The organism is Gimesia sp. (assembly GCF_048260065.1).
GTDB lineage: Bacteria > Planctomycetota > Planctomycetia > Planctomycetales > Planctomycetaceae > Gimesia.
The window spans coordinates 239474-257910 of the sequence record NZ_JBLXHC010000010.1 but is presented as its reverse complement, the minus strand read 5'-3'; the positions used below and the strand labels follow the sequence as shown (position 1 = coordinate 257910).

Below are 18437 nucleotides of genomic sequence, written 5' to 3'. Positions count from 1 at the left end.
ACGATCAGTCGCATGAGAAAAACCTGTACTAACGATACAGGCTGCCTGATAATTGTGCAAATTTCAGGAATGGTATATGTTTTGCATTATTAAGATATTCGGTAATACCATAGAATCTTCAAGGAATGACTAACTCAGATCAGGAAAATAAGATGACTCCTCGGGAAGTGCTCGCCCTCTGTCGTGAACGGGAAATTCAAGCCGTTGATTTACGGTTTATGGATTTCCCCGGAACCCAAAAACATTTCACTATTCCTGCTAAGATATTGGTAGAGAAGAGCTTCGAAGACGGTTTTGGTTTTGACGGCTCCTCAATGCGTGGCTGGAAAGCGATTAATGAAAGCGACATGCTGGTTGTTCCACAGCCGGATACTGCCTTTGTTGATCCCTTTATGTCCAATACGCTGGTGATGACCTGTAATATTCAGGACCCGATTACCCGCGAAGACTATGCTAAAGATCCGCGCAATGTTGCCCGAAAAGCAGAAAGCTACATGCGGTCGACAAAAATTGCCGATGTCGCCAATTTTGGACCCGAAGCCGAGTTCTTCATCTTCGACGACGTGCGATTCGATCAGAACGAGCACGAATGTTATTACCATGTGGACAGTATCGAAGGGCAGTGGAATCGGGGTAAAGCAGGCAGCTCTCCGAACGCCGGCTATAAAATCCGCCACAAAGAAGGATACTTCCCCGTTCCTCCCGCGGATACTCTGCAGGAAGCCCGTACCGAGATGATGCTGGCACTGATGGAGTGCGGCGTCGATGTCGAGGCCCAGCACCACGAAGTCGCGACCGGCGGTCAGTGCGAAATTGATATGAAATACGCGCCGCTGTTAAAAACGGCTGACAATCTGCTGCGATACAAATACATTGTCAAAAACGTCGCCGCCAAACATGGCAAAACCGCCACCTTCATGCCGAAACCTTTGTGGAACGACAACGGTTCCGGACTGCATCTGCATATGTCGCTCTGGAAAGACGGCAAACCGTTATTTGCAGGTTCGCGTTATGGCGGACTCAGCGAAATGGGCATGTACGCCATGGGCGGGATTCTCAAACATGCACCGGCGCTGTTTGCCTTCTGCTGTCCGACCACCAACAGTTACAAACGCCTGATTGCCGGTTTTGAAGCACCCATCAATCTGACTTACAGTTACCGTAATCGATCGGCGGCGATCCGCATTCCCGTGCACAGTCCACATCCAGAAAACAAACGCTTCGAATTCCGCTGCCCCGATTCCTCTTCCAACCCTTACCTGGCGATGTCGGCGGTATTGATGGCGATGCTGGACGGGATCCAGAACAAGATTGACCCCGGTCATCCCCTGGAAAAAGATATCTACGATCTGAAACCGGATGAACTGGCGGAACTCCCCAGCGTACCCGACTCACTCGAACACGCGCTGCAGGCACTGCGCGAAGACCACAAGTTTCTGCTGAACGGCGATGTCTTCACGGAAGATGTGATTGATACCTGGATCTGGTACAAGACCAATCAGGAAGTCGCCGCTTTGCGCGAACGACCCCACCCCTACGAATTCGCCATGTACTACGACATTTAAATCGGCGACTTTGAAAATTTCCCGGCTCGCAATCTCACACCGCTGCGCATCAGGCGAAAACTCTGTTTTTTGCTGTGTTCTGCAGAGGCTTGTGTTAACATATTTGAAGAGGGGGCGTTACCTCGGCTTGCTGTTCCCCGCTTCAGAAACGATTTTCAGTTCCCGGAGAAGTCTTCATGAAACGTGCATCTGGCCTTTCGATGTTCTTTGTACTGCTGCTGGTCTGTCAGACAGGATGGGCAGGTGAACCGGGATTGCACGATGGCTGGCAGCCGATGACGCCTCGCGAAGAACTGAGGCCCGAGATTTCCTGGAAAGCGGATGCCGGGCCCGATCAGCGGGGCGCCTTTCTGATCCAGGCAGACGGTCGCGAAGGCTTGATGGGCCACATTCAGAAAATGTTCCCTGTTGAAGGGGGAAAGACGTATCAATTCACGGCGCAGCGAAAAACCGAAGGCATTGATCTGGTCCGTCGCGCTGGTATTGCCCGGCTGATCTGGCTGGATCAAAATGGAAAATGGGTCACGCGGGATGAACCCTCGTTCGCGTCTTATCGACCGGGAGAACACCCGCGGGCTGAACCCGAATTTCCCGGAGACCAGGAGACTGTCTCGGGCTGGACGAAGGTCGGCGGGGTCTACCGCGCTCCTGAAAAAGCGGCGCAGGTTCAAGTCGAATTACATTTTCGCTGGGGGGCACCTCATTCCAAAATTCTCTGGAGCAATATCAGCTTAACGCAGACCGAAGATTTAAAACCCCGCATCGTACGCCTGGCGACCATCCATCATCGGCCTCAAGCAGGGAAAAAACCGAGCGACAAACCGGCCCAGTTCGCAAAGCTGATTGAGCAGGCTGCGGAACAGAAAGCCGATCTGGTGGTTTTACCGGAATCGATTACCGTGTATGGCACCGGACTCTCTTATGCGGAAACCGCAGAGCCGATCCCCGGGCCTTCGACAAAGTACTTTGGTGAACTGGCTAAGAAGCATGACCTGTATATCGTCGTCGGCCTTTACGAGCGGGCGGCGCACCTGGTTTATAACGTCGCGGTGCTGATTGGCCCCGATGGAAAAATGGTCGGCAAGTATCGCAAAGTCACGCTTCCCCGTGGAGAGATCGAAGGGGGCGTGACACCGGGAAGCGAGTATCCCGTGTTTGAAACCCGTTTTGGAAAAGTGGGCATGATGGTTTGCTACGATGGGTTCTTTCCGGAAGTCGCCCGCGAATTGAGTAAGAACGGAGCCGAGGTCATCGCCTGGCCGGTCTGGGGCTGCAATCCCATGCTCGGTGCCGCACGCGCCTGTGAAAATCATGTGTATGTCATCAGCAGTACTTACACGGATACTTCATCCAACTGGATGATCTCTGCGATTTACGGACATGACGGCAAACCGCTGGCACAGGCGAAAGACTGGGGGACGGTCGCGGTGACCGAAGTAGACCTGAATCACCCGCTGTACTGGCAGAGTCTGGGTGATTTCAAATCCCAGATCGAACGACATCGCCCTGTTGTCGATACGAAACCCTGATGATCTGACTTACGGCGCATTCACAACGTTACCCGTGGCATTGACGGTAACGCCGTTATTATTGGTCGAGAGATCAGCGAGGTCCTGAATTCTGATGATGCCTCCGGAATTCGTAGAGAATTCGAATGGTTGATAAGCCGTGTTGTTAAAGATCTGCATGGTCAGGTCAGAGCCGGCGTTTTCCGAATAGATCAGCAGGTCGCCACTCGTGCCGCCATTGTTTGCAAATATATTCTGAGAGACCTGCATATTCGCTGCGGCACCATTGGTGACATCGACACGTATGTTAAACAGATTGGGGCCGATCTTATTATCCGTGATGAAAAAGTCATGGTTCGTACCCTGGCTCACCTCGGCAATCAGCCCGTAATAAAAGACATTGTTATCGGTGGAATCTGAAATGGTATTATTATTGACGGTGGTCGTCGTGGTGCCACTGGTCTGATAATTCAGCCAGATTCCTCTCCCTCCGGTTGCATGATCATTCGTGGCGATCACGTTATTTGAGAGGTTCGTATTTGCCGATCCGTTCTGATAGTTAATAGAGATTCCATTAAAGACGGCCGATCCCGGGACGATGTCGTCATCGTTCAGAATAATGTTGTCAGTAATTGTTGTCTCCGCGAATCCGCTTGATTTGCCCGTATATCTGATCCCGCCAGCCAGCGAGAAGTCGACGCCGGTAATGGTATTCTCGCGGATGCGGGTGGTGATATTGCCGGCGTTCGTAGTGATATTGATGCCGTAGTCGGAGCCCTGGACTTCGCTGGTGATCGTGTTGCGATCGATGTCGATCTGGGCGTCGTTATTGACAGAGACCGAGATGGCATCTCCGAAGACAGCCGGGCCTGCGTCGCTGACCAGGCTTCTGAGGGTATTATCCGCGATGACGATCTGGCCTGAACTGTCGACGATTTCAATCATGTCGTCATCAATGGCCTGCAGCGTGTTGTTGCGGATGAAGATATCGCGTGCGTTTTCCAGGAAAATGCCGTTGTTGGCATCGTTAGAAATTGTATTGTGAGTGATCGTGATCTGCTGTGCACCGTCGGCCTTGATGGAAGGACTTTCGTCGATTGTGACAATCCGGAAGCCGGAAAGCAGGGTGCGATCATTCATCGTGAAGCTGCCGTTGATCTGCGGGAAGAGTCCGGTGTTGGATCCGGGGAGAAGCTGCTGACCAAACTGGGTGTTGATGAACTGGGCGGGACCTGAAGACATCACCTGTGTGCCAGGGGCCAGGGTGAAGTCGCCGGTTTCGGTATTGCCGCGATGATCGAATACGATCAGATCGCCAGCCTGGGTACGTGGGTCGTTAAAGGCTTTGGTGAGTGTTTCGTAGGGATCGTTGTAAGAACCATCGCTGTTGCCCCCCGCGGCGACGTGCATGAAGTAGTAAGGATTGCCGGTAGCGGGATTACGAATGAGCGAATTGCTGGCACTGGCGTGTTCCTGATTGTCGACGACAATGGCCCGGAGTCGTTCGGGGCTTTCACCGAGACGATCACGGGCGGTCAGGTCCATGCGGGGGCCGTTTTTGAGTCCGGTGATGCTGGGCCACTGGAAGGAGACGGAGAAGTTGACGGTGGTATTGAAGACGCGGTCGTTCTGAACGCTGAGGTTGAGGGCGACCTGGTTGTTGATGCGGCTTTCGATGCGGGATTTCCAGCCCCAGGCCTGTTGACTGCCTTGCGCCTGGAAGTGATACCAGCCGGCGAAGGCACGGACGTCGGTATTGAAACCGGTGAGAATTCTGCGGCCCGCTTCCATGTCAACGCCGGTCATCGCGGCCTGGTAATAGCGGGTGAGCGTTCCCCCGTAGAGGTAGTGGCCTGAGAAATAATAGTTGTCTGTGCCAGACATGCTGGAACCCCACTGCTTCCGCCGGGTACCTGTGGGAACATACCAGTTGAGGCGGCCTTCCCAGAAATCACCGAGGAGTTCCGCACCGCCTGAAACCTGGCTGAAGTTCGCGTAGCCGGCGTTGCGCGTGTCGTAATAGAGGTATGTACCGACGGTTTTTTCCCATTCGGGAAGATAGCGGCGGGCACCAAAGCCGACGTTGGAGCCGAGGCTTGTGCTGTCGGAGTCAATGAGAAGTCGGGCGTCGAGGAAGAACAGGGAATTGCTGTCTTCACCTTCAAAGAGGGGCAGGAAACCGTCGAAGGAAGAGAGTCCGCCGATGCGTCCAATGGTATCACCCGCCTGGTAGCGATAGCCGAAATGGGGATGATAGCGTCCAAACCAGCCGGCATCTCCAAAGAGTTCGGCGACATCCGCCTGCACATTTTCTGACTGCGGCGCGGGTGCTGAGTCTGGGGTATTGGCTGATAAAATCAGAGGTGTGCAGAGGAAATAAAATAGTCCCAACCAGGCCCGCTTCATGGAATCCATTCCCGTAGATGCTCACGTCTAAATCAAAACCGTTGAAGTTTTCTTCGACGAGAGACTACAGAGGCTTCAATCAGGATACGTCAAACTTATACGGTTCCTGACAGTTCTTCCGGTTGGTTAAGCTGGGGGTAATGGGTGGTGGCTGTGCGTTGTAACGTATCAGTGCTGGTGCAATCGTGAATGGCTTTCAGCAGGGAATCAGTCTTGGATGCAGCCGAAGTTTCAGCAGAAATTGCCGGTCGTTATGGGGCATTCTGCACATTTCCGATGGTCGTGATTGAGGCGCCGTTATTGTTGATCTGCAGGTTCGGCAGATCCTCAACAAGTATCTCTCCCCCCAGTACGGCTTCGAAGTACAGAGATGTATCGGTGTTGTTCCCCATTACATCCAGCAGAAGCGAATTCGATCCAAACGAGGTGAAGACATCAAGTCCTCGTCCGCCAATCCCGGCGCTGCCGTTGAGAATGTTGTCGTGGATCTGGACATTGGCAGAAGCGCCAGATAATGTGTCCGCCACGATCTCAATGCCGTCATCAAAGACTCCCCCGTATTGAGCAATCTTGTTTTTATTGATGAAGAGAGTGTTGTTTGCACCCCGATCAATGTCCACGGCAATCCCGTCTGTAAACAGGGCCGCATTATTGTCATCAGAGATAATGTTCTCTGTGATATAAGAAGTCGTGGTCCCTGTTGTATTCAGGTTGAGATAGATGCTGGTTCCAAACAGATTTCCGACGTCGTCTGAGTCGATTGTGTTCTGCGAAATCGTTGTCGTGGCGGAACCGTTATCGTAAATGACGTTGATCCCATTTCCAAAGAGTCCCGCAGTACTGTTAATCGTATTGTTGGAAATGTTCGTCGTCATCACACCATTGGCGGTACCGTGGTAGGTAATAGCATCCCCGAAGCCGGCCAGGGTATTGGTGATCATGTTCCCTGTAATCGTGGTGTTCATGTTACCGGTTGAGTTGTTGGTCACATAGATCGCATCGCCGAATGCGTCGGCAATACTGGTGATCTGGTTGTCGCGGATGTTGACCGTTGCGTTACCCGAGTTGGTGGTGACATCGATACCGTTATTGCCGATGGCGATCAGACTGTCGATGGTGTTGTTGTCGATATTGAGTGTGATGTTTCCATTGGTGGTGACTTCAATCGCATTGTCGAAGGCGGTGACGATACTGTGGATCTTGTTATTGCTGATAGTGCCTGTCCCAGAGGCATTGGTAACTTCTATGGCATCTTGACCGGCATTATTGATTGTATTGTTTGAGAAATTGAAGTTTGTGACGTCATTCGCATTGATGCCGTAATTGGTCGGGGCATTCATCGTCACATTCTGAACGGTCACATTCTGGGCATCATTAACGTAGACCCCCGTGCTGCTGCCGTTAAACGTACCGCCATTCAGGGTGACACTGCCGGTGTGATGCTCAATATAAAGAGGTCCATTGACCGAATTCGTACTGTTTAATTCTTCAATTGTGACATTTGCTGAACTGCTGGAGATGAAAACATCATAGTTGGAATCCGTGATATTCAGCTGGCCGAGCTGAACTGAACCAGCATTTTGCTGGATGTCGACAGAGACTGAACCGTTGTTTGTTGTAATGGTGCTGTTTGTGAAAGTAATATCCGCGTCACCACCGAGAACTCGCAGGCCCCGTCCGTTGGTTTTCAAGATCGGAGTATTCTCTACAGTAATGGTGCCCGTCACTTGTTCCAGATTAATGCCAGCACCTGTCGATGTATTTGTGATCGTACTGTTGGCAATCCGAATATTTCCGACGTTGTTGGCAATAATCGAATTACCGGATGTGGTTGTAATATCAAAACCAGAGAGAACACTGTTATTGCTCATCGTGAAGCTACCGGTGATAGCCGGGTTGATACCCGTACCAGAACCGGGCAGCTGGATTGATCCGATGTTGGTGTTGATGAACTGTGCCGGTCCTTCAGACAGAACCTGTGTATTGTCAGCCAGGACGAAGTTACCGGTTTCTGATCCATTTCGGTGATCGTAGACAATCAGATCACCCTGCTGTGTCCGCGGGTCAGCGAAGGCAGCAGCGAGAGTGGCATAAGGATCTTCATAAGAACCGTCACTGTTCCCGCCAGTGGCAACATGCATGAAGTAATATGGGTTACCGGTCGCAGGATTGATGATCAGACCGCCGTTGGGATCCTGGATTTCCTGATTATCGACCACGATCGTGCGGAGCCGTTCAGGGCTTTCACCCAGGCGATCCCACGCCTTCAGATCGGAGCGGGGACCGTTTCGCAGACCGGTGATGCTGGGCCACTGAATGCCGACAGCAAAGTTGACTGTGGTATCGAAGACACGATCATTCTGTACGCTGAGGTTCAACGAAACCACATCCGAGATGCGGCTTTCCACGCGGGACTTCCAGCCCCAGGCCTGCGGGCTTCCCGATGCCTGGAAGTGGTACCAGCCTGCATAAGCGCGGAGATCCATATAGTCGTTTGTGTAGAACTTCGCACCCGCTTCCATGTCAACGCCTGTCATCGCGGCCTGATAGTAGCGAGTGAAAGTGCCGCCGTACAAATAGTGTCCGATGAACTGGTAGCTGCCACCATTGTTGACGTGTGTCGTGTTATATTGTTTCCGTCTTGTGCCAGTAGGAACATACCAGTTGAGGCGGGCGTCCCAGATATCACCGAGGGTTTCAATCCCGCCGGAAACCTGATCGAAGTTCGCGTAGCCTGCATCGCGGGTATCGTAGTAGACGTAGGCTCCGATGGTCCGCTGATATTCGGGGATGTACTGACGGGCACCCAGACCCACGTTGGAGCCGAGGTTGTGATTATCGTCACCCAGGAGCAGACGGGCGTCGATAAACATCAGCCAGTCGCTGTCATTGCCTTCAATGACCGGGAAGAAAGCGTCGAAGGAAGAGAGCCCTCCAATTCGTCCGACGGTGTCTCCCGCTTCATAACGGTAGCCGAAATGGGGGCGATAGCGACCAAACCACGCAGAATCGCCAAAGAGTTCTGAAACGTCGCCACTGATGTTTTCCTGTGGGACACCAGCGGGTTCCATGATGGGGTCAAGTGTTTCTGCAGCCAGAAAACAGGGGGTACCCAGGGCAATCAGTAGTGCGAAGCAAATTCGTTTCATGGAGTCCATTCCAGTGAGAAAATATTGTTATCAATTTTCTCGACAGTCTGAAATTGATTCCTGAAATGCAATCTTTGTCAGTGCTTCACATTTGATACACGCCGCCTGTTCAGTTCAGGTCAGTTAAGATAGGATGCCGTTAAGCTTTGCAGGTATTGTGATCAGGGGAGCAGCCAGTCAGTGGTATTTTGAACGGTGCCGAGACCCAGTAACAGGTAAAGCGTACCGTTATTATTGGTAGAGAGATTCGGCAGATCCTCAATATTGAGCGTGCTTCCCAGACCGGTATTGAAGTTCATGATTGAAAGCAGCCCGGTGTCATTGCCCTGAATCTGCATACTGAGAGTGTCTGAAGTCAGAACAGAGACATTCAGGCCGATTCCGAGCGTGCTGAAGAGCTCGTTATCATTGACCTGCACGTGCCCGGTAGCGTTGCCGGTACTGCTCATCCGCACTTCGATGCTGTCGTTCAACAGCAGATCAATGGCTTTACCAATTTCGTTTTCATTGATGTGCACGATGTTGTCGGTTCCCGCTTCAATGAACACGGAGATGCCATCATTAAACAGCCCGGCAACGGCATCTGCAGAAATAATGTTTTCTTCAATGAACGTTTCGGTGGACCCGGTTGTATTCAGATCGAGATAGATGCCCGCTTCCAGGACGTTGACCAGGTCATTCGAATCGATGGTGTTTGCTGAGATCGTCGTGTTGGCTGAACCGGCGTTGTAACGTACGTCAATCGCATTATTGAAGAGCCCTGCATCATTCTGAATGGTGTTCCCCGTAATCGTGGTATTCATCGTACCGGAAGAATTACCCGTGTAGTGAATCGCATCTCCAAAACCATTGGCAATGCTGGTGATCCTGTTCCCGCGAATCCGGATGGTGGCGTCTCCCGAGAGAGTCGTCACATCGATGCCGTTATTTCCAATCGTCAGCAGGCTGGAAATGATATTGTCATCCATGTCCAGGTTGATATTACCATTCGTAGTCACACTGATGGCATTATCAAAAGCGCTGAGGATACTGCGAATTCTGTTGTCGCTGATCGTAGCGGTACCTGATGCGTTTTCAACATGAATTCCGTCCTGGGCGGCATCATCGATAAAGTTTCCGGAGAAGTTAAAGTTGTTGATGTTCTGTGCGAAAATTCCATGAGTGCCCGGCGTGTCGATGGTGACATTCTGAATGGAAACGTTCGAAGAGTTCGTGATCTGAGCCCCGGCGGCACCACTGTTGGTGAATGTTCCACCATTGAGTGCAAAGCTGCCAGTCAGATTATTGACCAGCACGGCATTGTTGGCCGCATCTGTACTGATCAGATTCGCGATGGTAATGTCAGCAGCAGAATTGCTCACACTCACTGAGTTCGTACCGTTGGTGGTTGAGATCTGTCCGAAGTTCATCGTGCCGGCTGCGGTCTGCACATCCAGCCCGTTGCCGTCGGTATTGGTGATGGCACTGTTTGTAAATGTGACGTCTCCCGTCCCCCCTGTGATGGAGACGCCCAGACCACCCGTTTTATTGACGGCATTAGAACTGAATGAGACAGGCCCGGTTAAATTCGACAGACTGACGGCGGTGCCGGTCCCTTCGTGGGTGATGGCCCCGTTCGAAACGGTCAGATTGCCAATGCCGTCTGCAAGGATCGAAGAACCGCTGCCGACAGCGAGTGCTGTGTTGATGGTCGTACTTTCCAGTGTGATGTTGGTTGAGTCGTTGATGTTGACTCCCGCTGCGACACTGTCGGTAATCGTACCACTGTTCAGAGTGAAACTGCCGGTCAGGTCATTGATATTAATGGCGGAGTTACCGGCATCTGTGCTGTTGAGACCGGCGATGGTAATGTCGGCAGCTGTATTGTCGATGTAAATGGAGTTCGTACCGTTGGTCGTCGTGATCTGACCAAAGAGCATCGTGCCGGTGACATTCTGGATGTCGAGTCCGTCGCCATTGGTGTTGGTGATCGCACTGTCGGTAAACGTGACGTCTCCGGTTCCCCCATTGATGGAGACGCCCAGGCCATCTGATTTACTGATGGAAGTCTGGTCGAAAGTGACAGGACCTGTGAGATTGGACAGGCTGATTGCGGTGCCGGCCCCGGAGTGAGTCATCGCGTTATTGGAGACCAGTAGATGACTCACTCCATTGGCAAGGATGGATGCACCGGTCGCATTTGACACCGGTGTATCGATCGTGATGTCTCGTAAGGTAATATTCTGTGAGTTGATAATCTGCACGCCTGCGACGCCGCTGTTGGAAAAGGTTCCGCCGTTCAATGTCAGGCTGCCGGTCTGGTTATTAAGTACCAGGCCGCTGGTTGCGGCATCGGTACTGCTTAAGGAATCAATAGTCACATCAGCAGCGTTGTTGACGATATTCGCGGAGATGTCACCATTGGTCGTTGTGATCTGACCAAAGCGGATTGTGCCCCCCGTATTCTGGAGATCGATTCCGTTTCCGTTCACAGCAGTGACAGGGCTGTTCGTGAAAGTGATATCTGCGTTACTGTTTAACACTGTGACGCCTGTTCCATTCGTCTTATTGATTGGAGTCTGGCTGAATGTCACAGGCCCCGTCAAGCCTGTCAGCGAAACAGCAGAGCCGTTGAAACTGTTGGTGATAGTATTTCGGCTGACCAGAATATTTCCTGTCCCGGACGCAGTGATGGAAGGACCGCTGCTGTTAAACAGATCAAAGCCGTTGAGCTCGGTGTTGTTCTCCATGACGAAGTTACCCGTGATTTGTGGCGTGAGGCCTGAATTGGAATCCGGGAGTTGCATGACTCCGAACTGGGTATTGATGTATTGTGCCGGCCCGGTAGACAGTACGCGGGTGTCGGGGCCCAGAATAAAAGTTCCCGATTCGGAGGTATTCCGATGATCGTACACAATCAGATCACCCTGTTGTGTCCGCGGGTCGGCGAACGCTTTGGCAAGCGTGGCGTAGGGATCTTCGTACGAGCCGTCACTGTTTCCGCCAGGGGAAACATGCATGAAGTAATACGGATTACCCGTCGCCGGATTAATCAGGTACAGCCCGTCGGGGTCTTCAACCGTCTGATTGTCAACCACGATGCTGCGCAGTCGTTCCGGGCTTTCTCCCAGGCGATCATACGCGGTCAGGTTCGAACGCGGTCCGTCTTTGAGACCGGACAGGCTCGGCCACTGAATGGAGGCGGCAAAGTTCACCGTTGTCTGAAAGACGGTGTCGTGCTGCACACTCACATTCAGAGAGACCATATCTGAGATCCGGCTTTCCACGCGGGTCTTCCAGCCACTGGCATGTTTGCTCTCTTCGGCCTGGAAAAAATAGGCGCCCCCGTATACGCGGAAATCAGTATTCATTCCGGAATAGAATTTGTAACCGGTTTCCGCATCGATTCCCGTCATGGCTGCCTGGTAATAACGGGTCACCGCACCGGTTCTCAGGTAATGACCGACAAAGCGATAGGTGCCATCACCGCTGATGCTTTGCCCCCACTGTGTGCGTGTTTCTCCGGTTGGAGCATACCAGTTCAGCCGCATATCCCAGTTATTGCCCAGCAGATCAATACCGCCTGAGATCTGTTGAAAACTGGCAACTCCGGTATCGCGCGAATCGTAATACACATAGCCGCCCAGGGTGCGTTCAATTCCCGGAAGATAACGACGTACGCCCAGTCCCAGATTGGAACCGAGATTATTGTTCTGGTCGTCCAGCAGAACTCTTGCATCGACGAAGTACAGCCATTCGCTGTCGTGATCTTCCAGCAGAGGAACGAACAGATCAAAGGAGGAGAGACCTCCCTGACGCCCGATGGTATCGCCCAGTTGATGCCGGTAACCAAAGTGAGGATGATAACGGCCAAACAGACTCGGGGCGCCAAACAGCTCCGAAACATCCGCTTCATAGTTTTGTTCTTCAGGATAAATCGTGACCGAAGCCGGGCTTTCCCGGAAGCTGTCTTCAACGCTGTCATCAAAGCCCAGCGAGATCGGATTGTACGTACCGGCGGCCAGGGGATCGCTGGATTCCCAGAGAAATAGAGCCATCGTTATCGCGAGACAAATCCGTGTCATGATCTCGAATCCTGAAGAGAAAGTGAGTCATGCCAATAGTCGTCGCAGAGCAGAATCGGGCTAAAACGGAAACATGTACAATCTGAGACAATGTGTGTACGGTTTTGTTTCCGTTCCAGTCAGATAAAATGGGCAGCAAGAGCACCGGTTTGGGGGTGCAATTAAAGAATAATGCTGCAAAATAAGGAGGAAAAGCCCCCTGTTTTTCAGGGGGGAAAAATCAGACGAGGAGGGGCTTCACCGTAAAAAACAAGCAGAGTTTCAATTCAGTATACAGTGAACGCTCTCGGGAAAAACCTCTCTTTGAAGTCATGCGGAATTCACTCACGCGTTTCTCTTTTTGAAACTCCACCAGTGTTTCATAGGAATCAACGCGACGCCCATCACGACAAGTTGTGAGAGCATAAACAGCGCTAATGCTTTGAGAACTCCTTCGGTGAATCCATAAGAATGCAGACCGACGCCAAGTTCGTTCACACCGAACCAGGACCAGCTGGTGACGATGTTACCACCGATCGCGAGTATGGCCAGCCCACGGTCCTTGACCATACCGCCCCAGCGTGCATGTAACACGAGTGCATTCCAGAGCACGATGATCAGTGCGCCGTTTTCTTTAGGATCCCAGCCCCAGAAGCGGCCCCAGGAATCGTCGGCCCACAGACCGCCGAGTACGGTTCCAAAGAAACTCAGAATGATGGCGAAGCAGAGCACACCATACAGCATGCGAATCACTTCTTTCCCGGCGGTGGCCGTCATCCTGGGGGTCAATACGCCCCACAGGACATAAAACAGACCCAGCAGACCAGCGACAAAGGTCGCCGCATAACCCAGTGTAATACAGACAACATGAGTGGCCAGCCAGAACTGTGTATCCAGAACGGCCTGCAGCACTGCGAATGTATCACCATCGCCGGCAAGCATGTGTGCAATCAGCAGAGTCGAAAATCCAGCGACCGAAGCCAGCAGACTGCCGATGCCCAGCCGATTGATTTTCTCAATGACGATGCCCGCCAGTACGGCACCCCAGCCGATAAAGACAGCTGAAGAATACAGGTTGGTGACAGGCGGTCGTCCCGAGATATAAATCCGACCGATCAGCGCGAGTGTGTGCACGAAGAAGGTCAGACAGATCAGCCAGAATGCTGCATTACCCAGAGGTCTCGTCCAGAACAGGAACGAGAAACAGACCATCACAAATGCGAACACATACAGCACCGAGCAGTAATAAAACGGTTCGAAGTGATTGAAGAACGCTTCGAAATCGACTTTGGACAGGCTGGTATGTGGCAGATCTGCTTTGTGCTTATTCAACCAGATCTGGTAATTACGGACTTCTTTATTGAACTCTTCGACATTACCACTGGCATAGGCAACAAGGATTTTAGTCCAGGCGGTGGTGGCTTCGTTTTCTTTGTCCTTGGAGAAACTTGCTTTCACCAGATCGCGGGTCCAGGCATAAGAATAGGTCTGCCACTCATCCTCCTTCTCTCCTTCGCCTCCTGGAGGAATCGCGCGGGGAGGATTGCGGCGTTCCAGCATTCCATTGCGGCGGATTGCTTCAATCAGGTCATCACGGGCCGATTCAGCGCGGATTTCTGGCGGTTTGAATGATTGAATGAGCAGGTCAACAGTGCCAATCTTCTTTTCGAGATCCAGCACGCGTGACTGATACAGGGTTGCTTTTCCTTTACCTGCCTGTCGTGCCAGATCGGACTGTTTGGAGAGTTCGGGAATCTTTTCGATAAAGTCGTCAAAGGAATATCGGAAGCCGGGACGTTTTTTCAGGTCCAGCGTATCTAATAATTCAGGATTCTCGATGCGGACTACTTCGTATTCGAAGGCCTCGCTCGGCTTGGCAATCGTGTCCAGGAACCATTTGATGGCGGGATATTTTTTCGTCGTCGTTTTTGGTTTCTCTTTTTTAGCGGCTGTAGTCTCGGAATCGTCTTGATTATCTTCCGAATTTTTTACTGCTTCCGCTTCCGCTTCTGCTGCTTTTTCTTTTGCTGAAGTGGTGAGGATTTTGCCATCTTCATCATATTCAACCGTAAAATCCTGTCGGCCGGTAATGATTCGCAGACTGTTACGGGCCAGGGTGTCCACAGGCTTGATTCGTCCTTCGTATAAAATCGGCAGCTGACCGAATTCATAGAGGTTCATTTCATTTGATTCCGGTTTCGGTACCCGGGCTTTGCTCATGAGGTAGCCGCCAAAGATCACGACAATCAGAATCGGGATCAGATAATCCGTGATTTTGGCCTGCACGCGTGCCCGGTTCTGCCAGGCAAGATCGTTTTCTTTACCGGCAGGCAGAAACTCATTGACGTCGGATGGTTCGTTTCGTTGCTTTTCGCGGCGGTTCAAGTATCGCATGAGAGTGATCATGAAGTGATACAGCATGCCAACCACCACAATCATGCAGGATACGTAAGGGATCATCCAGCCAACGTTCGTGACGACGGACAGGGTTGTCATTTCCTTACCGGTCGTCGGATCGGCATGATAGCCGCTCTGATAAAAGGTTTCTCCACTGTATCGCAGCGGGTTGTTCATCCAGACTTTGATTTCCCGGTCAACATTATTTTCCGGGTCAACCAGTTTGATGTCGGAAGAATAACTCATCACCGTATTTGTACCCGCGTAATCATCCTTACGGACATCGTTGAGCGTGACGGAATACGGCTTGTAATATCTTTTGAATCGCAGGTAGAGCTGATAGGGTGTTCCATCCACAACCACAGGCTGTCCGATTTCCTGCAAGGCCATTTCCAGGTCCAGCAGATAGACGCCGAGGGACTCAGACGTTTTTTTATCGATCACTTTGACATAGGCAGCCGGCGTATCGACTCCGCCCCCCATGTCGGTACCGGTGGCACTGCGCATCGGTAACGCGATCCAGTCCATGCCAATTCCGGCTGTCGCGGGATTTTCATTCTCTTTTTTCTCTTCCGGTGACAGTGAACTTACTTTGCGCAGGGAAGCGTTCGGATAATATTTGACCAGCTCATAGTCGAAAGGGAGTTTCGGGTCAGAGACAACTCCTTCTTTTCTGGCCAGTAGGATCGACTTGGGGATGATGGTGACTTTGTCTTCTTTCGGGTCGGTTTCATCAATGATCGCGAGTTCGATCTCGCGAATATCATGTGCGAAATTAGTCGTCTCTCCTTCGGAAATCGTCATCTGGGTTTCGACGGCCATCGTGCCGACGATCAGTTCACTGAGCATCATCAGGCCGACACCCGCATGCAGTAATACAATGCCCGCCCGTTTCTTGAACAGGAAAATACAACCGGACAAGAGGACGCAGCCGGCAAAAGTGGCTTTGATCAACTGCCAGAGAATCCGCATGGAAGAATCGCTGAACCGCGCCGCCTGTCCCTGGGAAATCGCCCAGGCCAGCAGACAACCCAGCAGGATCGTCGAACCCAGGATCAACCCGCGTTCTGCTTTCCGCTGTTTGTCCATGTAAAAGAACAGGACGCCGCCTGCGACAGTCGCCAGCCCGACTCCCGCTTGCAGCAGCCACCACAGGGCCTGCCAGCTCAGTAAGGAATATCCCTGGAATCCATCTTTGTTGGCTCCGCTTGCAATGACCAGCCACGTGATCAGGGATCCCACAGCGATAATGGTCCAGCCGATGGTTCGCTGGCTTCCTTTTGCCTGAACTTTAAAACGAATCAGGTGGGCGGCAAACAGGTTGATGCCCATCAGGAAGCCGATCAGCCAGCCACCCGGGAAAAAGAAAAACCCGGGAATGTTCTGCTGGTCGAGGTTCGGAAAGAAGGAAGGGGGGAAGAAGATTTTGAATTCAATTTTGGCAATGCCGGTGCGGAAGTATTCGTCGATCACAACCCAGATATCTTTATTCACCTGGGCCAGGGTGCCCGCCAGGATAATAAAGATGGCCATCGCGAACAGCACCACTGTCAGTCGCAGTGAAGCCAGAGGCGTCAGGAACTTCAGAAACGTTTCATTGAGGTTGGCTCCCCCGGAATCGGATCCGAATGCCGCCGTTTCGTCTGTCTGTTCGGGAAGGGTATTGGTTGCCATGGTTTTATCCTGAATTGAAAACTCAAGTAAAAAATTTCGTTGAGTAGAGTCTCGTCCGCTGTTATTCAAACCGGATGGATTGTACGAACTGTTTGAAGCGGTCCTGTTCCTGTTCGGCCAGTTTGACCGGGCCTGTGAATTTCACAAACCAGGCCAGGTTATCCCGGTACATGATGGTACCTAAAATAGCGAGACGAGGTTTCGCATCTTCCGGGCCGATGAGTTTGACGTATGTGGCTTCAAGATCGCCGACCTTGAGCTGTTCTGACTGTTGGGCAAGTTCAGCTTCAGTGATGTCTTTCAAACCGACCTGATCCCGCCAGCGATTAATATTCAACAGTAACGGATTACTCTCTCCATTCAGGTCGATTACGGTGACTTCACCGGTTTCGTCTCCACTGGTGATGTTGAACGCGGCTTTCCGCATACCGCCGCTACGGCCTGGTGCCCAGCCTGCGGGAGTTTCGTATTTGATGGAGGCGGCAGCAACGGGAGGATTCGCCGGTCCCGCTGCAGGACCTCCCGGTCCCCCCATCATGCCCGAGGCAAACGGGGCGCGGCTCATCGGGTTGCCGGCCATCATTCCGTTCAGACTGACGACGGAAATCGTCTCATCCCCTGACTTGAGCGTGAACAGTTCGGTATCGAGAGCCGGCGATTTGTCAGCAGCGGCTTTGATGTCATCCGCTGTAATCGAACCCAGACCGACCTGATCGCGCCAGCGATTGATGTTAGAGAGTAAGTCTTCTGACAGATCACCGCCCGCAGGCAGGGGAATCACGGACAGCTCCACCGCAGGATCTGTCTCTTTGACTTTAAGCGTCGCAAATCGTATGGAACTGCCTGGTTCCTGAGTCCAGTTTTCGGGCAGCTTCCACTCCGGCTTGTCATTCTTAATGGTGACGGATTTCATAAACTGAATGAAAGTATCAAATTCCGCTTTGACCTGATCCGGCTCTCCGGTCATTTTGAAAAACCAGTTCTGCGGACTGCCCGGCACGATGGCTGCCAGCATCCGCGTTGGTTTCGCGGGAGTGGCCGTCATATCAGGCAGAGCAGAATGCTGAGAAGCGGAACCCTTGGGAACCGTGTAGGAACTGATTTCATCCTGCTTGCGGCAGCCTGCTGACAGGGAGAGGAACGCGATCAGGGTTACGAGGCATATCTGTTTCATGTGGCTCAATCGAATGGATGGTTTTTATCTGTGATTTATTCAGGAGCGGCTGAGCCGGGAATCGATTTCTCAGCCGGGAATCAATTCAGCAAAGCCTGACTTTGGGTATTACGGATACTTTAAAGAGTCACAGAAAGAGATTCTGTAAAAATGTTCAAGGTGGGTGAATTTAGAAAGAAGGTCTTTCTGCAGGGGCTAAGTTATTTAATAGTTGTAGTTTAGGAAACTTAATGCCCGTCTGTTTTGATTTTCTGCATCAGCGACGGGCAACTACTCTATTATAGTTGTCCCGGAACAGAAAAGTACACAACCAGTTCGGACTCACTGCTGAAAACATCTGTATTCGCTTGCAGCCAGCACTACGATCGGCCTGCAGACAGGGCTTCGAAAAAAACGCGAAAATTCCGGTAAATATTACAATGCCTTGCAAAAAAGGCACAAATAAGATTTCTCTGAGAGCCAATTGTAAAAGCTTCCAGAGAAAATTCTATTTACAAGGATTTCTCTTTAATGTATTTACG

Annotated in this window: 7 protein-coding genes; 2 read left to right on the top strand and 5 right to left on the bottom strand. The window is 51.7% G+C overall.

What is annotated here, in order from left to right; all coding sequences use genetic code 11:
* Positions 1-152 precede the first annotated feature (152 nt).
* Complete coding sequence (gene glnA / locus ACN0YN_RS19280; protein ID WP_417386637.1) at positions 153-1565, top strand: type I glutamate--ammonia ligase; 1413 nt, start codon at positions 153-155, stop codon at positions 1563-1565.
* A 176-nt stretch (positions 1566-1741) separates the two neighbouring features.
* A complete protein-coding gene (locus tag ACN0YN_RS19275; RefSeq protein ID WP_417386636.1) occupies positions 1742-3094 on the top strand; it encodes a carbon-nitrogen hydrolase family protein in 1353 nt (450 codons plus the stop codon).
* 9 nt (positions 3095-3103) lie between these two features.
* On the opposite strand, the gene ACN0YN_RS19270 is transcribed toward ACN0YN_RS19275, so the two are convergent.
* The 5 genes from ACN0YN_RS19270 to ACN0YN_RS19250 form a co-directional block, all read right to left on the bottom strand.
* Positions 3104-5479, bottom strand: a complete 2376-nt coding sequence (locus ACN0YN_RS19270; protein ID WP_417386635.1) for a right-handed parallel beta-helix repeat-containing protein — start codon at positions 5477-5479, stop codon at positions 3104-3106.
* Positions 5480-5730: 251 nt separating this feature from the next.
* Positions 5731-8628 carry a right-handed parallel beta-helix repeat-containing protein gene (locus tag ACN0YN_RS19265; RefSeq protein WP_417386634.1) on the bottom strand — a complete coding sequence of 966 codons (2898 nt, stop codon included), beginning with the start codon at positions 8626-8628 and terminating at the stop codon, positions 5731-5733.
* A gap of 161 nt (positions 8629-8789) precedes the next feature.
* A complete protein-coding gene (locus ACN0YN_RS19260; RefSeq protein ID WP_417386633.1) occupies positions 8790-12692 on the bottom strand; it encodes a right-handed parallel beta-helix repeat-containing protein in 3903 nt (1300 codons plus the stop codon).
* A 324-nt stretch (positions 12693-13016) separates the two neighbouring features.
* A complete protein-coding gene (gene ccsA, locus ACN0YN_RS19255; protein ID WP_417386632.1) occupies positions 13017-16742 on the bottom strand; it encodes a cytochrome c biogenesis protein CcsA in 3726 nt (1241 codons plus the stop codon).
* A gap of 61 nt (positions 16743-16803) precedes the next feature.
* On the bottom strand, positions 16804-17916 hold the full coding sequence (locus ACN0YN_RS19250) for a hypothetical protein (protein WP_417386631.1): 1113 nt from the start codon (positions 17914-17916) through the stop codon (positions 16804-16806).
* Between the last annotated feature and the right edge of the window lie 521 nt (positions 17917-18437).

Bases quoted from the DNA above. Each gene is read 5' to 3' on its own strand.
- glnA (WP_417386637.1), top strand. From the start codon at position 153: ATGACTCCTCGGGAAGTGCTCGCCCTCTGTCGTGAACGGGAAATTCAA.
- ACN0YN_RS19275 (WP_417386636.1), top strand. From the start codon at position 1,742: ATGAAACGTGCATCTGGCCTTTCGATGTTCTTTGTACTGCTGCTGGTC.
- ACN0YN_RS19270 (WP_417386635.1), bottom strand. From the start codon at position 5,479: ATGAAGCGGGCCTGGTTGGGACTATTTTATTTCCTCTGCACACCTCTG.
- ACN0YN_RS19265 (WP_417386634.1), bottom strand. From the start codon at position 8,628: ATGAAACGAATTTGCTTCGCACTACTGATTGCCCTGGGTACCCCCTGT.
- ACN0YN_RS19260 (WP_417386633.1), bottom strand. From the start codon at position 12,692: ATGACACGGATTTGTCTCGCGATAACGATGGCTCTATTTCTCTGGGAA.
- ccsA (WP_417386632.1), bottom strand. From the start codon at position 16,742: ATGGCAACCAATACCCTTCCCGAACAGACAGACGAAACGGCGGCATTC.
- ACN0YN_RS19250 (WP_417386631.1), bottom strand. From the start codon at position 17,916: ATGAAACAGATATGCCTCGTAACCCTGATCGCGTTCCTCTCCCTGTCA.